Here is a 17,635-nt window from a genome sequence, read left to right as displayed (position 1 = left end):
AGTTCTCCGTCTTCGGTCCAGACGTCTTGTCGGTGACCTACTAGCATGCTAGAACTTTAGTTGACGGAATGGTTCGCTTTGACGTCGGCGTATCGAGCCGACGGATTTCCCAGCCTCGAGAAGGTGCAATGGACAACCCGACGCTTCCTCCCCCTGTCTTCCAGCCGTTCTCGGCGGACGACAGCGGCTACGACACTGATGTCGTCGTCGTCGGCCTCGGGCCGGCCGGCGGGACGGCGGCTCTGGCCCTCGCGACGTACGGCATCCGGGTGCACGCCGTGTCGATGTTCCCGTGGGTGGCGAACTCACCGAGGGCGCACATCACCAACCAGCGCGCCGTCGAGGTGCTGCGCGACCTCGACGTCCAACACGAGGTCGAGAAGCAGGCGACGCCCTGGGATCAGATGGGCGACACGCTGTTCACCACGAGCTTGGCCGGGGAGGAGATCCTGCGGCTGCAGACCTGGGGTACGGGCGACCTGCGGTACGGCGACTACCTGCGGGGAAGCCCGTGCTCGATGCTGGACGTACCGCAGCCGCTGATGGAACCGGTTCTGATCAAGAATGCCGCTGAGCGAGGCGCGATCGTCAGCTTCCACACTGAGTACCTCTCGCACGAGCAGGACGCCGACGGCGTGACCGTGCGGTTCCGGGATGTGCGGACCGGCCAGCTCTTCGAACAGCGCGCGCGGTACTTGCTGGCCTTCGACGGCGCTCGTTCGCGGGTCGCAGAACAGATCGAGTTGCCCTTCGAAGGGGAACTCGCACGTGCCGGGACCGCCTACACCCTGTTCAACGCCGACCTGAGTCGCTACGTGGCGCACCGCCCGAGCATCCTGCACTGGATCTTCAACTCGAACGCCGGTTTCGGGGAGATCGGCATGGGGCTGCTGCGCGCCGTCAAGCCGTGGCACCAGTGGATCGCGGGCTGGGGATTCGACATGGCCGGGGGAGAACCGGACCTCTCTGACGAGACCGTCACCAAGCGGATCCAAACGCTGGTCGGCGATCCCTCCCTCGAGATCGAGATCGTCACCAAGTCGTGCTGGTACGTCAATCAGCAGTACGCCACGAACTACCAGGTCGGGCGCGTGTTCTGCGGTGGTGACGCGGTGCACCGGCACCCGCCGAGCAGCGGTCTGGGCTCCAACACGTCGATCCAGGACGCCTTCAACCTGGCGTGGAAGGTCGCGTTCGTCGTCAACGGCGATGCCGGACCGGCGTTGCTCGATTCCTACACGCCTGAGCGCATGCCGGTCGGCAAGCAGGTCGTCGCGCGGGCCAACCAGTCCCGGAAGGACTACGCGGGCCTGCGCGAGTGGTTCGACCACGACAGTGACGACCCGGTTCGCGACGGGCTCGTGAAGCTGAAGGAAGCGAGCCCGCAGGGCGTCGAACTGCGCGAACGCCTCTACCAGGCGCTGGAGCTGAAGAACACCGAGTTCAACGCGCACGGCGTGGAGCTCAACCAGCGCTACGAATCAGGCGCGGTGCTGCCGGATCCGGCAGCCGGACCGGAGCAGTGGCCGCAGGATCGCGAGGTCTACCTGCAGGCCACCACCCGGCCGGGGGCCAAGTTGCCGCACGCCTGGCTCGTCGGTACCGAAGGTACTCGCGTGTCGACGCTCGACGTGGTCGGCAGGGGAAAGATGACGCTGCTGACCGGCCTCGCCGGGCAAGCCTGGAAACACGCCGCCGACAAGCTCGATCTGCCGTTCCTGCGCACGGTCGTCGTGGGGGAGGAAGGCGCCCTGGACCCCTACGGGTACTGGAACCGCATCCGCGAGATCGACGAGGCAGGGGCCCTGCTCGTGCGGCCCGATGGCTACGTCGCCTGGCGGCACAGCACCGCGGTCTGGGACGACACGACGGCTTTGCACCAACTCGAGGAGGCGCTCTCAGCCGTCCTCGGCCGATCGCTCAACCGGCAGGGCGATGCGGACAGCACACACAGTGCCGGAGCCGACATGGGAGGAATCCGATGAGCCAGCGTCCTTACACCAGCGTTTGGAACGACCTGAACCAGGTCGAGTTCACCCAGGGCTTCCTGCAGGCGGGGCCCTACCGCACGCGGTACCTGCACGCCGGTGATGAGAACAAGCCGGTGCTCCTGCTGCTGCACGGCATCACTGGGCACGCGGAGGCCTACGTCCGCAACCTGGCCGCGCACGCCGAGCACTTCTCGGTGTGGGCCATCGACTTCATCGGGCACGGCTACTCCTCCAAGCCCGACCACCCGCTGGAGATCCCGCACTACATCGATCAGATCAACCACGTCCTGGACGCGCTCGGCGCCGAGAAGGCCTACTTCAGCGGTGAATCCCTCGGCGGCTGGGTGACCGCGCGCTACGCCATCGACCACCCCGAGCGCGTCGAGAAGATCGTGCTGAACACCATGGGCGGGACCATGGCGAACCCGCAGGTCATGGAACGGCTCTACACGCTGTCGATGGAAGCCGCCAAGGACCCGTCCTGGGAGCGGGTGAAGGCCCGCCTGGAGTGGCTCATGGCCGACCCGACCATGGTCACCGATGACCTGATCCGCACCCGCCAGGCCATCTTCCAGCAGGAAGACTGGCTGAAGGCCTGCCAGGCGAACATGGCGCTGCAGGACCTCGAAACCCGCAAGCGCAACATGCTCAGCGACGACGACCTGCGCTCGATCCAGGCCGAAGCCCTGGTCATCTGGACCACCAAGGACCCCTCTGGTCCGGTCGACGAAGGAAAGCGGATCGCCTCGCTCATTCCGAACGGCCAGCTCGCGGTCATCGAAAACTGCGGGCACTGGCCGCAGTACGAGGACACCGCCACGTTCAACCGGATCCACCTGGACTTCCTGCTCGGGCACGGCGATCAGGGAGGTGGACAGGCATGACACTGGCACTGCTGGCGACCAGCCACAGTCCGCTGCTGGAACACGCCGAACTCGACGCCGAGGTCTCCGCCGAGTTGGAGACCGCCTTCGACGAGGCCCGACGGTTCGTCCGCGACTTCGATCCCGACGTGGTGGTCAACTTCGGCCCGGACCACTACAACGGCTTCTTCTACCGCCTGATGCCTGCCTTTTGCATCGGCTACGCGGCCGAGAGCATCGGGGACTACGGCAGCCAAGCAGGCCGGCTGGACGTGCCGGAGGAGTTCGCGCGTGAGCTCGCCGAGTCCGTGATCGGTGCCGGCATCGATCTCACCGTGTCGCTGGACATGCAGGTCGACCATGGCGCTGTGCAACCGATGGAGATCGTGTACGGCGACATCGGCGCCAAACCGTTCGTGCCGATCTTCATCAACTCGGTCGCGCCACCGTTCACGCCGGTGCAGCGGGTTCGGCTGCTCGGTGAGGCGGTGGGGCGCCACCTGGCCGAGCGGGACGAGAAGGTGCTCCTGATCGCCTCCGGGGGGCTCTCGCACGATCCACCGGTGCCGCGCCTGGCGACCGCGACGGCCCAGCAGCGCAGCATGCTGATGGGAGAAGGCGGCCCGCTGTCTCCCGAGGCGCGGGATGCGCGCCAACAGCGTGTCATCGACACGGCACGGGAATTCGCCGCCGGCACCGCGCAGATCCAAGATCTCGCGCCGGAGTGGGATCGCGAGTTCATGGACATCCTCGCCTCCGGCGACCTGTCACCGCTCGACACCTGGACGCCAGAGGAGATGACCAGGGTCGCCGGCAACTCCTCGCACGAGGTGCGCACTTGGATCGCCGCATATGCGGCGCTGGGCGCCGCCGGCCCCTATTCGGTGGGATACAGCTACTACCGGCCCATCCGCGAGCTGATCGCCGGGTTCGGCCTGACCACTGCGACGACGGCCTGATCCGAAGGAGAAGCTCATGACGAAGACCAAGGTCGCCATCATCGGGTCCGGCAACATCGGCACGGACCTGATGTTCAAGGTGATCCGGCTGTCGGACACGCTCGAAGTGGGGGCCATGGTCGGCATCGACCCCGGTTCCGATGGCCTCGCCCGGGCTGAGCGCCTGGGCATCCCCACCACGGCCGAGGGAGTCGACGGCCTGATCGCGATGCCGGGATTCGACGACATCGCCGTGGTTTTCGACGCCACATCAGCCAAGGCACATCAGGCCAACGCGGCCAAGCTCGAACCCCACAGCAAGATTCTCGTCGACCTCACCCCGGCTGCGATCGGCCCGTTCGTGGTTCCGGCGGTCAACCTGGCCGCGCACCACGACGCCCGCAACGTCAACATGGTGACCTGCGGCGGGCAGGCGACGATCCCGATCGTCGCAGCAGTGGCCGCGGTTGCGCCAGTGCACTACGCCGAGATCGTGGCCTCGATCGCCTCCAAGTCCGCCGGACCCGGCACCCGAGCCAACATCGACGAGTTCACCGAAACCACGTCGAAGGCCATCGAGCAGGTCGGGGGAGCCAAGCGCGGCAAGGCGATCATCGTGCTCAACCCGGCCGACCCGCCGATGATCATGCGGGACACCGTTCTCGTCCTCGCCGGCGACGGCGACCCCGAAGCGATCCGAGCGAGCGTGGCCGACATGGTCGACGACGTCTCCCAGTACGTGGCGGGCTACCGGCTCAAGCAAGAGGTGCAGATCTCCCCGGTCGATCCGGAAGAACCCGTCGATACCCTGCTTCCCCAGGGCACGGCTCGTCCGAAGTGGAAGGTGTCGGTGTTTCTGGAAGTAGAAGGCGCCGCGCACTACCTGCCCGCCTACGCGGGCAATCTCGACATCATGACCTCGGCGGCGCTGCGGACCGGAGAGCAGCTCGCCAGCCACCACCTCGCCACCGCGGAGGCCACACGATGACGCAGCTCTACGTTCAGGACGTCACCCTGCGCGACGGCATGCACGCGATCCGCCACCAGCTCGAACCGGAGCGGGTCCGCGAGATCGCAGCGGCACTGGACCAGGCCGGGGTCGATGCGATCGAGGTCTCGCATGGCGACGGGCTGGCCGGCGGGAGCCTGACCTACGGGCCGGGCAGCAACACCGACTGGGAATGGATCAGCGCCGCGGCCGAAGTGGTGCACAACGCCGTGCTCACCACACTGCTGCTGCCCGGGATCGGCACCATCGACGAGCTGCGCAAGGCGTTCGACCTCGGAGTCCGCTCGGTTCGCGTGGCCACGCACTCCACCGAGGCCGACATCGCCGTCCAGCACATCGCCACGGCCCGCGAGCTGGGCATGGACGTGTCCGGCTTCCTGATGATGTCGCACATGGCTGCACCGGCCGAGCTCGCCAAGCAGGCAAAGGAGATGGAAAGCGCCGGGGCGCACTGCGTCTACGTCACCGACTCCGGCGGTCGCCTGACGATGACCGACGTGCGGGACCGGGTGCGGGCCTACCGCGACCTGCTCGATCCGCAGACGCAGATCGGCATCCACGCTCACGAGAACCTGTCGCTGTCAGTGGCGAACTCCGTGATCGCTGTCGAAGAAGGCGTCACACGAGTCGACGCGTCCTTGGCGGGGCAAGGCGCGGGTGCGGGCAACTGCCCGATCGAGGCGTTCATCGCGGTGGCCGACATCCACGGCTGGAAGCACGGCTGCGACCTGTTCGCCTTGCAAGATGCCGCCGAGGACCTGGTGCGCCCGTTGCAGGACCGGCTGGTGCGAGTCGACCGAGAGACGCTGACCCTCGGCTACGCCGGGGTGTATTCCAGCTTCCTGCGGCACGCCGAACGGGCTGCCGTCGAGCACGGCCTGGACGCCCGCGACATCCTCGTCGAAGTCGGACGTCGCGGACTCGTCGGTGGCCAGGAAGACATGATCGTCGACATCGCCCTCGACCTGGCCAAGCAGCGGTAGCTCCGAAGATTCGCGGGCCGAGGTCTAAGAACGACCTCGGCCCGCGAGTGCGTGCGCCCGCTGTCGCGTGAAGGTCGCCACGAGTCGTCGGAGTGTGCGCTTAGGGGAAAGCGATATCGACGTTAGGGCGACTTCGTCACCCAGGGGTGGGGCACTGGTCGGATTCCAGCCGATCTGGACCAAAGCACAACAATCACCCAGTGGAATCGTCAGCAGCAATCAACGCTCGCGTCGAATGGCTCGGCTGCTCGTCGAGAGCGCTATCAACCGAAGGGCTCTTCTCTGCGCTTGGTACGGAGGAGTGGTGTCCGTGTCTGGATGTCCTGGCCTGCGCCGTCCGTGTCGGCAGGACGCTGGACCTGGCGTCCTGCCGGCCGGTTTGCTACTCGTACACGGTCTGAGACATCCGATCGATCTCAACGAGGTGCTCGGGATTGTAGTCCGCCTTCGGCCCTGGGTAATACCGCACGCCATCCAGCTCACCCGTAAACGGAAAGCTGCCGTGCCGCACGTAGATGTCCCAGTCGACCGGCCCGGCGCGGTCCGCCCCGACGCTGATGCCGGTGAAAGGGGCCATGCCACACAGTTGCAGGACGCTCGACAGCTCTGCTGACGAGTCACCGTGCTCAAGAACGATGCGCCACTGGTACTCCGGCAGCACGCTGAACCGAACCGTCACGGAATTGTACCCGTGCGGCTGGGCCGGTACTGAGATACGTTTGATGGTGCCGTATTCGTTGTAGCTGAGCCAGAGCTCAGTCTCGTCGAGGTACACGGAGTAGCCTCCGCCCTGGTCACCATGTGACACCAAGACGCCCCGATCTTCCGGCCCCCAGGATCCACTTGCAACGATGTCGAAGCACCGAAGCTTGACCAGCTTGCTCGACCGGAAACGCTCCAGGGTTGGCGATTTTGGATGGATGAACACGGGCTGTTCGAGAACTGCTTCGCTTGAGGGACGCTGACGCAGCATGGAACCGTCATCGTTGAGGGGGAAGACGGTGTTCATCCATGCCGCTGCCTTCCAGCGTTCCGCCAGCTCAGCGGTCAGTGCGGGATAGGTGTCCGACAGGTCCGTGGTCTCGGCGGGATCGACGGTGACGTTGTAGAGCCGCCAGGGGTCCTCGTCCCAGTCGGGTCCGAAGGCTTTCTGTGTCACGACCTTCCATTCATCGCGCACATATGCGCGCCTGCCCTGGTACTCGGTGTACTGCTCGGAGTGGCTCGAAGCTGCATCGCGTTCGCGGAGAACCTCCGCGAACGACACCCCGTCTGGCGCCGGGGCCTTGATGCCGTGACGTTCTTTCAACTGAGTGACGCCGGCCAATTCCATCAGGGTCTGTCCCACGTCGCTGACGTAGGCGAACTGGTCCCGCACGCCGTCGTCACCGTCGCTTCTGCGCAGGCCGGAAGGCCAGGACAGGATGAACGGCACTCGGACGCCACCCGCGTACGCATGCGCTTTGTACAGGCGAAATGGTGAGTTGGAGGCGTAGGCCCAGCCGCGGGGATAGTGAACGTGTGTGCGCGGACCACCGATAAGGTCGGGGTCTCTCGGGGCATCCCTGAGCCAGTGGTCTGGCATCTCGAGTTTCTGGCCGAAGTGGCTGAAGTAACTGCGTGTCCCGCTGGGACCACCCTCTCCGGTCGCGCCGTTGTCAGAGGTGAAGATGAACATCGTGTTGTCCAGTTCACCCAGGTCCGCGAGGGTCTGCATCAACCGGCCCAGGTTCTGGTCAACGTTGTCGATCGCGGCCGCGTAGACTTCCATGTACCGCGCGTACAAAGAACGTTCTTCAGGGTTCAGTCTGTCCCATTCCGGGACGTCGAAACCCGGCTCCACGTTGCGTGAAGCGCACTTCGTGCCGGAGGGGAAGAGCCCGTCGCGCAGTTGTCGCCGGAACCGCTCTTCGCGGAGTACATCCCATCCCTCGTCGTAGTGGCCGCGGTAACGTTCGATGTCCTGGTTCTTCGCCTGGAGCGGACCATGCACCGCTTGGTGGGCGTAATACAGGAAGAACGGTCGATCGGGATCACTGGCGCGTAGCCCGGTGACCATGTCGAGGGCCTTGGCAGTCAGATCGTCTGTCAGGAAGTAGCCATCGGGATACTCGTCAATGGGCACTGCGTGGTTGTCTTCGATGATTCGGTGCGGGTGGTGGAGCGATGTGAAGCCGTCCATGCAGCCGTAGTACCGGTCAAACCCGCGCTGCAGCGGCCACGACGCCTTGTCTGCACCGTCGTGGAGGTTGGACTCCTTCGTGAGGTGCCACTTGCCCACCATGAAGGTGGCGTAGCCCGCGGCCCGGAAGTTGTCGGCCAAGGTCGGTACGCCGCTCCCGATCTCGAGAGCCGCTCCTGGGTATCCAGGATCCGAGTGGGCTACGGACCAAAAGCCTGCGCGGTGCGGGTTGAGACCGGTGAGCAACGCCGCGCGTGCCGGGGAACATACCGGAGCGGTTTGATAGTTCGTGAACCGGTAGCCGTTCTGGGCTAGCTTGGCGAGATGAGGGGTGTCAATCTCGCTGCCGAACGGCGAGATGTCGCTGAAACCCATGTCGTCCATCAGGATCACGACGACGTTCGGTGCGCCCTTAGCTGCGCGCCGCGGAGTCTTCCATGCTGGCCGGGAGCGCGAGGCCAGTTCGTCGACAACTCCCGTGAAGCGTTCGTAGCCGCGGTGCGGGTAACCCGAAGACTTGATCTCTCCCATGGTCCCTTGTTCAACCTTCACTGCTGAATGTCCTGGATGTTGGCTTCGCGGCCCTCTCTCGTCATCGCGATGGCGAACCCGCACACGAGCAGCCCGCCAATCCAGCCGATGCCGAGTAACACGAGGCTTCCGTTCGAGAGCAGCAGCAAGCCGGAGGCAATGACCGGTGTCAAGCCTGACCCGATGGCCGAGGCTCCCTGGTATGCCACAGAAACACCGGTGTACCGGACGCGTGTTGGGAAAAGCTCAGCGATGAACGCGCCGATGGGGCCGAGCAGCAAGCCTTGGATCAACTGCCCGAGAATCACGGCCGCCGCATAACCCGCGACGGTTCCGGCGTCCATCAAGTAGAGGATTGGGAAGGCGAAGGCCGCCCCCAAAGCCACACCGGCCAGAAGTACCGGTTTCCGACCGATTCGGTCGCTGAGGCGGGCACCGATGATCGTCATGACGAAGGCACCGACAGCCGCGGCCGCTTTCGCGTTGAGCGCACCGGTAGCGTCCGCCCCGGCTTCGATGGCATGGGACAGACCCCAGACAGCGACCATACCGGCGATCGCATAGATGCTTAGCCCGCCGAACAACCCCAGGACAACGCTTCTAGAGTGTTTGCTCAACACTTCGATGACAGGGACGCGCCTTGCTTCGGCGCGGCGTTCGAGGTCTTGGAAGACGGGGGACTCCGACACGCTGAGGCGGATGACCATCCCGACCACGATGAGTGCGAAGCTGAGCAGGAACGGAACTCGCCAGCCCCAGCTGAGAAATGCGTCCTCGGGCAACAGCGTGAATGCGCTGAACACCAGCGTCGCCAGAGCCACGCCGACTCCGGAACCCATGTTGGCGAAGCTCGCGGCGTACCCGCGCCGCTTCTCCGGTGCGTGCTCAAACGCGATCAGCACCGCTCCGCCCCACTCACCGCCGACGGCGAGACCTTGGACGATCCGTGCGGCGACCAGCAAAATCGGTGCTGCCGGACCGATTTGGGCTGCGGTGGGCAAGAGGCCGATGGCGACGGTGGCGATGCCCATACCCGTCATCGAGACGACCAGCGTGGTCTTCCTGCCGAATCGGTCGCCGAAATGCCCGAAGAGAATCCCGCCCAGTGGGCGGGCGAAGTATCCGACGGCGAGCGTTCCAAACGAAGCAATCGTGGCAATCGCCGATCCTTGCCCGGCGAAGAACAGCGGTCCGAAAACGACCGCTGCTGCCGTCGCGTAGAGCATGAAGTCGTAGAGTTCGATGACGTTGCCGATGAAGCTCGAAGCCAGGATTCGCCGCATCTCCTTGGATTGGAAGATCGGCTGTTGGGTCTTCGACGGCCGGGGTGGATGTGTCGCCGATTGCATCGTTGCCTCCGTGTCGTGCCCGCCTCGTTGCGGGGCGTGCTCGTCGTGGCCTCGGTCTTCGCCGCTAGGCGTCACGACGCAATCAGCGTGGCGGGTTGCCATAAGTCAGGTAAAGCACAACTATCTTTGGTCAGACTTAAGGAGAGCTCAAATGGAGGTCAGTCTCCGCCAGCTGCAGTACTTCGTCGCCGTCGCTGATCTGGGTAGCGTGAAGGCCGCTGCGGAGGCGTGCCATGTGTCGGCGAGCGGGGTTTCGCTTGCGCTCAGCCAACTGGAGGCGACCCTGGGAACTCAGCTGACGCGGCGAAGCAAGAGACATGGAACGACGCTCACGCCGGCCGGCCGCGCAGCCGCCGTTCAAGCCCGGCGCGTGCTGGATGACATCGACGAACTGGTGCGGTCCCACGGTCGGCAAGAGGGCGAACTCGTCGGCAAGTTGCAACTGGGGTGCTCGGCAAGCCTCTCGCCCTGGCTGCTGCCTGGAATCCTGAGCTACTTCGCAACCGAGCACCCCGGCGTTACCGTCACGGTCAGCGAATCCGACGCTCGAGAGCTCCAGCAGCTGCTCCGCGACGGCCTGCTCGACTGCTGCCTCATTCACAAGGTTCACTCCGAACCCGGCATGGATATCGTGCCGATCGCCCCGTTGCGGTTGCACGTAGTGCTCCCAACCGACCACCCGCTGGCCGAGCGGGACGAGATCGAGATCGCTGATCTGGAGAACGAGCACGCGATACTTCTGGATCATCAGCCAGCTCTGTCAATCGCCTACTCCATGTTCAGATCCAACAACGTAGAACTGCAGATTCGGTGGACGAGCAAGAACGTCGAGACCATCCGTTCCCTGGTCGCTCGGGGCCTCGGGTTCTCCCTTCTCATCGGAAGGCCGAGCGGGGACAAGACCTACGAGGGGTTGGACGTCGCATACCGGAAATTGAAGACCGCGGCGCCCGAGAACGCCGTGGTCGTCTGCACGCCACGAGATGTGCGGAGCACGCAGCTCACGCGGGCGTTGATCGAGGCATGTCAGAGCGAGTTCGCGCGGGATCAGTTCCCCACCGAGGGTCCGTAGGTCGTGAGACGGCAGATCGACAGCTGCGGGCTGTTGTCATCTCGTCGATGCGGAGCGCTGGTATTTCGACAAACCGAACCCCGATCTGCGGGGAGCCGCCCCGCCATACGGGAGCGGCCCGGCGATCGTGGGTCTCGGGCTACGGCTCCTGACTTGTTGTTTCCGCTGGATCGGTAGCGTCCCGCAATCGATCTGACTGCGGCCCTAATTGGTCCACCCCGGCTGGGTTCAGCGACTGTAGCCACGAGCTGGGTCACGGGGGCGCGGCCCGCGATCCTGTGCCCTCACGCTTCCTTGAAGGACTCGTTCCGCCTCAGCGATGACTGACCGGAGCACGATGGCATATCGGTGGTGGTCGAAGTGCTTGCTGTGGCCGCTGACCGAAATGGCCGCCACGGGCCGGTGGAAATTACCTCGTAGCGGTACCGCGACGCAGCTGAGGTTGGGGCGGGCCTCTCCGTGGCTGAAGGCCAGGCCGGTGCGGCGGACTTCGCGTAGCTCGGACTCGAGCGACTTCGGCATGAGCTGATCTGCTGGGTCCAGGTGGTGCGCCAGCAACGCCTTGCCCAACGCGCTGTGATAAGCCGAGAAGCGGGTACCCATGGTCAACGTGCTCGGATTCGACCGAGGTCCGCGCAGGCGTCCAAGAAGCGCGACCTCGTCTTGGCGCAACACACCGAGATGTGCCGTGTGCCCGGTCTGCTCGACAACGTATGACATCACGTGTGACAGCGCTTCGTACATCCCGCCCGGCACGGGTTCGTAGACGCGTCCGCCGATTTCGTGAAGCTGCACACCCAGTCGATAACGAGCCCCGTCGCGTTCCACGAACCCATTGCGCTCCATCGCTGCCAACAGCCTGAAGGCGGTGGACTTGGTCAGACCCGTGCGTTGCGCCAGTTCGGTGACGCCTGCCGTCGTCGTTCCCGGAGGGAAAGCGTTGAGCAGTTCGAACGCCTTGTCGACCGCAGTGCGGGGCCCAGCGGTGTCGCCGGTGGGCGCATCATCCGCCCACGCAGGTGTCGGTTCGCAACGGTGCGACATGTTGAAATACTAGCATTTCACCGCGTTGGACTCAAGTCCTCCCAGCTGTTCCGCATCGCGGCACGTGACTTGTCAGCCTTGTGTCGAGGTCGTCACAGTCTTGCCTCACCAGTCTTCCGCCACAGCGACGTGACAGGAGTTTTGATGCAGACCATGCTTGCGGCCCGCCTCCACGCCATCGGGGAACCGATGTCTCTCGAGAGCGTGTCCATGCCGGCGCCACGAGCGAACGACGTGGTGGTGCAGGTGAAGGCATGCAACGTCGTGCCCAACCTGAAGAACGTTCTGGCGACCTACGCCGAGTGGTTTCCCTACCTGCCCCTGCCGAAGCTCCCCGCCGTATTCGGACTAGACGCGAGTGGTGTCGTGACGGAGGTCGGCGAGCAGGTCACGGACGTGTCCGTCGGCGATCGGGTCTACGTGAACCCCGGGCTTTCGTGCGGTGGCTGCCGCGCCTGCCGTCGGGGTGAAGACCAGAATTGCGACGCCTACACGTTCATGGGCTACTTCGCTTTCGGCCCGGGCGGGCAACGCCTGTTCGACGCGTACCCCTACGGAGGGCTCGCCGAGTACCTCACCGCTCCTCAGCGCAATCTCGTGAAATTGCCTGACTCGGTGAGCTTCGAAGAGGGAGCCCGCTTCGGCTACCTGGGCACCGCCTACTCGGCACTGCGCAAGGCCGGTGCTGGTCCCGGCCGGACGGTGCTGATCGACGGCATCAGCGGCACGTTGGGCTTGGGCGCGTGTTTGAACGCGCTGGCACTCGGTGCAACGAAGATTCTCGGTACTGGTCGGAACGCCGACCTGCTTAGCGACGTGAAAGCCATCGCCCCTGATCGAATCGAGGTTCTGCCCGCTGGACAGACCGACCTGCGGGATTGGGTGCTCGACAAGAACGATGGTCACGGTGCTGACATCGTCATCGACGCTCTCGGCCCAGGTGCACCAGCCGAATCGTTCCTGCACGCAGTGTCCAGCCTCTGCCGCGGCGGCGTGGCCGTGGACATCGGCGGCATGATGGAACGCCCGGCACTCGATCTGTTCTCGATGATGTGCTCGCAGAACAGTCTGATCGGAAGTCTCTGGTTCTCCACCGGGGAAGCTCAGGAGATGGCGGACCTCGCCGGCAGCGGAGCGCTCGACCTCTCAGTGTTCGAGCACCACGTGTTCCCGCTCGAGGAGATCAATGAGGCCCTCGATGAAGGACTACCCGCACGCCACGGAGGCTTCAGCAACTTCATCGCGGCTCCAGAGCCATCCGCGCTGGGCGCTGGCCGGTAAGTCGGAAGGAAACGTTCATGGGAAGCGAAACCACGTCGAGAACGACATCTGCGACGCCGGTCCGCAAGGTGGCGGCGGCTTGTCTGCTCGGCACCACGATCGAGTTCTACGACTTCTTCATCTACGGCACTGCCGCGGCTTTGGTGTTCCCCAAGTTGTTCTTCCCCGAAGCGAGCCCGTTCGTAGGCGCCTTGCTTGCGTTCGCGAGCTTTGGTGTCGGGTTCCTGGCACGTCCGCTCGGCGGCGTTGTCTTCGGACACTTCGGTGACCGAATTGGCCGGAAGAAGATGCTCGTCATTTCCATGATGACGATGGGACTTTCAACAGTAGCCATCGGGCTGCTGCCGACCTACGAAGTCGCCGGGATGCTGGCCCCAACCCTTCTGGTTCTGCTGAGGCTGATCCAAGGAATCGCCGTCGGTGGCGAGTGGGGCGGTGCGGTTTTGATGGCCGTGGAGCACTCAGCGCCGGAGCGTCGGGGGCTTTACGGCAGCTGGCCCCAGGCTGGCGCACCCTTGGGCACCCTGCTGGCTACGGGCGCCTTCTTCGCGGTGTCTCTCATGCCTACCGAGGAGTTCCTCAACGTCGGCTGGCGTATTCCTTTCCTGGCGAGTGCTGTGCTCATCGCCGTCGGCCTCTTCGTCCGGATGAACGTTGCGGAAAGTCCGGCGTTCGAGACCATCCGTAGTTCGAAACCGGTGCGGATGCCGATCGTCGAGGTCTTCCGAAGGCACCCACGCCAGGTGCTCCTCGGTGCGGGTGCTTTCCTGGTCCAGAGCACGGTTTCCTACGTCTTCATCGCCTATCTCGCGACCTATGGAACGACGGTCGTCGGTGCGTCGCGAACCAGTGTGCTCGGTGTCATCGTCCTCTCCGCAGCTGTGGGTACGGTGCTGCACGTGGTCTCCGGAGCCGTGTCCGACAGGATTGGGCGGAAGCCGGTGTACTTGTGCGGCGTGGTGGGCATGGGTGCCTTGATCTTTCCGGCGTTCACGTTGTTCGACACGGGCCAGTTCCCCCTGATGCTCGTTGCGCACGTGTTGGTGTTCGGGGTTGCTTTGAGCCTGTCCGGGGGCCCGACCGGGGCGATGTTCGTGGAGATGTTCAGCACCAGTGTCCGCTACAGCGGTGCCTCGGTGAGCTATCAGCTTGCCGGGGTCTTCGGAGCTGCGCTCGGTCCCATCATCGCTGCGAGTCTGATCGAGGCCACGGGGTCCGGCTACGCGATCGCCGGCTACATCGCGGTGGTGGCGGCAATTTCGTTCCTGGCAGTGGCGTTCATGCCCGAGTCGCGGCAGGTCGACCTCCTGGCGGCGGAGCCGACGCCGGTGGGGGCCGATCGCGATGTAGTGCACGGGTAGCGCGTGAGGACGTTCTCGGCCCCGGGCGAGTCATGCAGCCCGGGCCGAGAACTCCCGTTTTTCGCCCCCGAGTGCGCTGTGCTCGAATCGAACCGCTACCAGGGAAGGGGCCGCTGGTCAGTCCAGGATCGCGAGGTTTGAGCTGGCTGCGATTCCCATACCGGTGATCCACTCGGGTACGGCCTCGTACGCAATCGTCTCCAGGGGTGTGCCACTGGTGAACACCGATGCGATCCAAGTCCGTACTTCGGCGCCGCCGGCGCCACCAGGGGCGAGGTCGTCTGTGCTGAAGTGGGCGAGCCGAGTCCATTCGGACGCGAGCAGTCCGAGGATGCGATGGTCCCACTCCGGATTAACGGCCTCCGCAGCTTTCACGAGGTTCTCCGTGATGAGTTTCTGACGCTGGGCTTCGGTGAGATCACGCGCACCGGGTACCAAGGAGGGCGGCGCGTGCGAGAGTCCCCCTGAGCCGATCACCAGGACGCGCTCGTCGGGCTCGAACTGCACGCGGAGCCAGTCGCCCACTGCTCGTCCTAAAGCAGCCGTACGTGCGGCAGTCGGAATCGGACGGTCGACGCAGTTGATCACAATGGGCAACATTGGCACTGCCGACAGCGACCCGAACAGGTCGGAAGTGGACTGCCCAAACCCGTGGTCGAGCCGCAATGCATCAGCGGTGGCGATGTCGATCCCTGCTTCAGAGAGGTACCGGGCGAGGTCGATCGCGCTTTCCCGGGGAATGTCGTAGTCCTCTTCGGGCGTGCCCCAGTCACCATAACCCTTCGCGGTCTCGACCAGTGTGAAGCAGGGTGCGATATTTGCGAGGGCGCGCATGTGGTCCGGGCCGTAGTAGACAACCAAGGTTGGGTCGTACGCGGCGACTGCCTTGGCTGCCCGGGCGAATCCCGCGCGGAACTCGTGGCCCTGTTCGTGGTCGACGTCCTGTGCCATCTGGGGACTGTGCGACAAGCACAGCGTCGCGATCGTCGGTGCGGAGTCCATTGTGCTTCTCCCTGTGCTGAGTTGGTTCTTTTCTCGGTCGGACGGTTGAGTGAACGAAGGGCGAAACGAACGGCTACAGCTGTTGCTGGATGAGCTCAAGCGTTCGTCGGCACGGCCTGGTCTGGACCGTGCGGCGAGGGCGAGCGCAGATCCTTCAGATATGGAGCGTTGCGTTCACAGTGGACAACGATCCAGATAGCCGCGAATCAGAGTGTTGACAAGATCCGCTCGTTCGATCTGCAACCAATGCCCCGTCCCGGCCAGCAGGTGCACGTCAGCTTGGGGAAGTGCCTGCGCGAGCAGCACGCCGTCCTCAGCCGGCACGATCTTGTCCTGCCGTCCGTGGAGAAGTAGCGCTGGTGCCTGCACCTGCCGCAACTGCTCGGTGCTGAGGCACGCTCCCGAGGCGGCGAGGGCGGAGAAGATCTTCTGCATGGCCGTGTGCGCGCCGGGCCGGGCACTGTCCTCGTAGCGCCGTCGGACCAGCTCCGGAGTGACCAGCGAGTCGTCGACCACGAAGCATTCCCGGATAAGCTCTTCCATAGCCTCCATGCTCGGTGTGTACTCGCGCAACAACATCTGAGCCGGATGGGTTGTGCGCGTCATTCGCGTGCTCAGCAGCACCAAACCGCGCACCTTCTCCGGCTGTTCGATGGCCATGGTGAGCGCGACTCTCGCTCCCATGGAATTACCCACAACGACGACGCGATCGATTCCGCGTTCCTCGAGCAGGGCGAAGGCTTGCCGCGCCCACAGAACGGGTCCGTAGTCCAGGTGTGCGGGCTTGGGGCTGGCGCCGAAGCCGAGCAGGTCCGGCGCCAGCACCCGATAGCCGGACAGCGCTGGAACGAGGCGTTCGAAGTTGGCGGTGGCGGTGGTGCCGGGAGCGGTTCCGTGCAGGAGTAGGACCGCAGACCCGTCACCTTGGTCGAGCGTGGCTCCGCGGGGAAGCTCGGTCACGTTAGCGGTCACAGGGCGGCTCCATCCGGCAGGCGGTCGAGGATCCGACGCTCGGCGGCAGTGCGAGTCCAGCCGCGCCGCCCGGGTTCGGAACGCAGCGTCTCCAAGGCCGCGGCGATCATGCCGTGAAGGGGCATGAATGGTTCCAGCAGCCCTGATTCGTCGGCGGCTCCCAGGTCGGCGATCGTGTTTTCGTTGGTGAACGGGAACACGCAGTCGATGTTGTTGAATACCGGGCGGTTTTCGCCGGTGGCCCCGCCGCCAACGGCGCGGACGCGTGGAACGGTGCCGGATACCTCGGCGCAGATTTCCACGAACCCCTGCAGCGAGGTGTTGCAGCCCCGTGAGGCGACGTTGAACGGCTGGAAGCCGGGCTGGTCGAGTTCGACGGCTCGGGCCAAGGCAGCAGCGGCGTGCTTGACCCACACATATTGGTGCACGGCTTGCCCGTCACCGGGCAGCAGGATCACCTCCTCGTCAAGGAGGCGGTTGAGGACGAACTCCTCGCGAGCAATGAAGTTGGCTGGTCCCAGTACGAGTGGAAACCGTATCGCCACGGTTGTCAGCGGTGAGGGGCGGCGATCCTTCAACGCCAGTTCGCATCCGATCTTCTCCACCGCGTAGCTCCCCCAAAGAGGGTGCGGCCCGTATGGGGTGGCCTCCGGCCACGGCAGCAACGGCTGCGGTCGGTACACGTTGACCGTGGAGACGTGTACCAGCCTGGGTACCGAGGGCAGAACGTCGAGTAGCTGTTCGGTCTGCGTGCGGGAGTAGGCAGACAGGTCGACGATGACTTCCGGGTCCACGGCCCGGAGTTGCTCCAGGTCCTTTGGAATGGTGCGGTCGCCGATCACTTGGCGGACCGGCCGGCTCCACTGGGGACTGCGAGAGCCCCGGTGGAAGATCACGACCTCGTGGCCGGCGTCCAGCAGGGCCTCGACGACCTCGACGCCGACAAAGCGGGTTCCTCCCATGACGAGCGTACGCACGCTGGTGCCTCACTTTGTTTGGTGAACAGGGCTGTGAGTACCAGGCAACCGCGCCCGCGCCGGGCTCGTCCAATACAGGA

General features: G+C 64.8%; 14 protein-coding genes. 8 read left to right on the top strand and 6 right to left on the bottom strand.

The window, feature by feature from the left end; translation table 11 throughout:
• The first annotated feature begins 128 nt into the window (after positions 1–128).
• Genes AB0J91_RS08800 through dmpG form a run of 5 tightly spaced genes read left to right on the top strand, consistent with a single transcriptional unit; the run spans position 129 to position 5,784 of the window.
• Positions 129–1,985, top strand: a complete 1,857-nt coding sequence (locus AB0J91_RS08800) for an FAD-dependent monooxygenase (protein WP_363865582.1) — start codon at positions 129–131, stop codon at positions 1,983–1,985.
• Positions 1,982–2,875 carry an alpha/beta hydrolase gene (locus AB0J91_RS08795; protein ID WP_363865581.1) on the top strand — a complete coding sequence of 298 codons (894 nt, stop codon included), beginning with the start codon at positions 1,982–1,984 and terminating at the stop codon, positions 2,873–2,875. Before AB0J91_RS08800 ends, AB0J91_RS08795 begins: the two co-directional genes overlap by 4 nt.
• A complete protein-coding gene (locus tag AB0J91_RS08790) occupies positions 2,872–3,813 on the top strand; it encodes a 3-carboxyethylcatechol 2,3-dioxygenase (protein ID WP_363865579.1) in 942 nt (313 codons plus the stop codon). The genes AB0J91_RS08795 and AB0J91_RS08790 overlap by 4 nt, the downstream gene beginning before the upstream one ends.
• 16 nt (positions 3,814–3,829) lie before the next feature.
• Positions 3,830–4,780, top strand: coding sequence for an acetaldehyde dehydrogenase (acetylating) (locus AB0J91_RS08785; protein ID WP_363865577.1), 951 nt, complete (start codon positions 3,830–3,832; stop codon positions 4,778–4,780).
• On the top strand, positions 4,777–5,784 hold the full coding sequence (gene dmpG / locus AB0J91_RS08780) for a 4-hydroxy-2-oxovalerate aldolase (RefSeq protein ID WP_363865576.1): 1,008 nt from the start codon (positions 4,777–4,779) through the stop codon (positions 5,782–5,784). The genes AB0J91_RS08785 and dmpG overlap by 4 nt, the downstream gene beginning before the upstream one ends.
• A gap of 382 nt (positions 5,785–6,166) precedes the next feature.
• Here the strand turns inward: dmpG and AB0J91_RS08775 are convergent, their stop codons facing one another.
• Both AB0J91_RS08775 and AB0J91_RS08770 read right to left on the bottom strand, forming a co-directional pair.
• The gene (locus AB0J91_RS08775; RefSeq protein ID WP_363865574.1) at positions 6,167–8,497 is read right to left on the bottom strand and encodes an arylsulfatase; all 2,331 of its coding nucleotides are present in this window, start codon (positions 8,495–8,497) and stop codon (positions 6,167–6,169) included.
• A gap of 17 nt (positions 8,498–8,514) precedes the next feature.
• Entirely contained in the window at positions 8,515–9,846 is a 1,332-nt protein-coding gene (locus AB0J91_RS08770; protein ID WP_363865572.1) for an MFS transporter, read from the bottom strand.
• Positions 9,847–9,997: 151 nt separating this feature from the next.
• Here AB0J91_RS08770 and AB0J91_RS08765 point away from each other — a divergent pair, with 151 nt between their 5' ends.
• Positions 9,998–10,918: a LysR family transcriptional regulator gene (locus AB0J91_RS08765; RefSeq protein ID WP_363865570.1), complete on the top strand. Its 921-nt coding sequence runs from the start codon at positions 9,998–10,000 to the stop codon at positions 10,916–10,918.
• A 228-nt stretch (positions 10,919–11,146) separates the two neighbouring features.
• Here the strand turns inward: AB0J91_RS08765 and AB0J91_RS08760 are convergent, their stop codons facing one another.
• The gene (locus AB0J91_RS08760; RefSeq protein ID WP_363865568.1) at positions 11,147–11,962 is read right to left on the bottom strand and encodes an IclR family transcriptional regulator; all 816 of its coding nucleotides are present in this window, start codon (positions 11,960–11,962) and stop codon (positions 11,147–11,149) included.
• A 144-nt stretch (positions 11,963–12,106) separates the two neighbouring features.
• Here AB0J91_RS08760 and AB0J91_RS08755 point away from each other — a divergent pair, with 144 nt between their 5' ends.
• Together AB0J91_RS08755 and AB0J91_RS08750 are read left to right on the top strand one after the other, a co-directional pair.
• On the top strand, positions 12,107–13,243 hold the full coding sequence (locus tag AB0J91_RS08755; RefSeq protein WP_363865566.1) for an alcohol dehydrogenase catalytic domain-containing protein: 1,137 nt from the start codon (positions 12,107–12,109) through the stop codon (positions 13,241–13,243).
• 17 nt (positions 13,244–13,260) lie between these two features.
• The gene (locus AB0J91_RS08750) at positions 13,261–14,604 is read left to right on the top strand and encodes an MFS transporter (RefSeq protein ID WP_363865564.1); all 1,344 of its coding nucleotides are present in this window, start codon (positions 13,261–13,263) and stop codon (positions 14,602–14,604) included.
• A 117-nt stretch (positions 14,605–14,721) separates the two neighbouring features.
• Here AB0J91_RS08750 and AB0J91_RS08745 read toward each other — a convergent pair whose 3' ends face one another.
• From AB0J91_RS08745 to AB0J91_RS08735, 3 genes are all read right to left on the bottom strand, one after another.
• Complete coding sequence (locus AB0J91_RS08745; RefSeq protein WP_363865562.1) at positions 14,722–15,606, bottom strand: hypothetical protein; 885 nt, start codon at positions 15,604–15,606, stop codon at positions 14,722–14,724.
• A 174-nt stretch (positions 15,607–15,780) separates the two neighbouring features.
• Positions 15,781–16,578, bottom strand: coding sequence for an alpha/beta hydrolase (locus tag AB0J91_RS08740; protein WP_363865560.1), 798 nt, complete (start codon positions 16,576–16,578; stop codon positions 15,781–15,783).
• Positions 16,575–17,555, bottom strand: coding sequence for an NAD-dependent epimerase/dehydratase family protein (locus AB0J91_RS08735; protein ID WP_363865558.1), 981 nt, complete (start codon positions 17,553–17,555; stop codon positions 16,575–16,577). The genes AB0J91_RS08740 and AB0J91_RS08735 overlap by 4 nt, the downstream gene beginning before the upstream one ends.
• Positions 17,556–17,635: the final 80 nt, after the last annotated feature.

Source organism: Saccharopolyspora sp. NPDC049357 (assembly GCF_040677225.1).
Taxonomy (GTDB): Bacteria; Actinomycetota; Actinomycetes; order Mycobacteriales; family Pseudonocardiaceae; genus Saccharopolyspora.
This window is presented reverse-complemented; position numbering and strand designations above follow the sequence as displayed.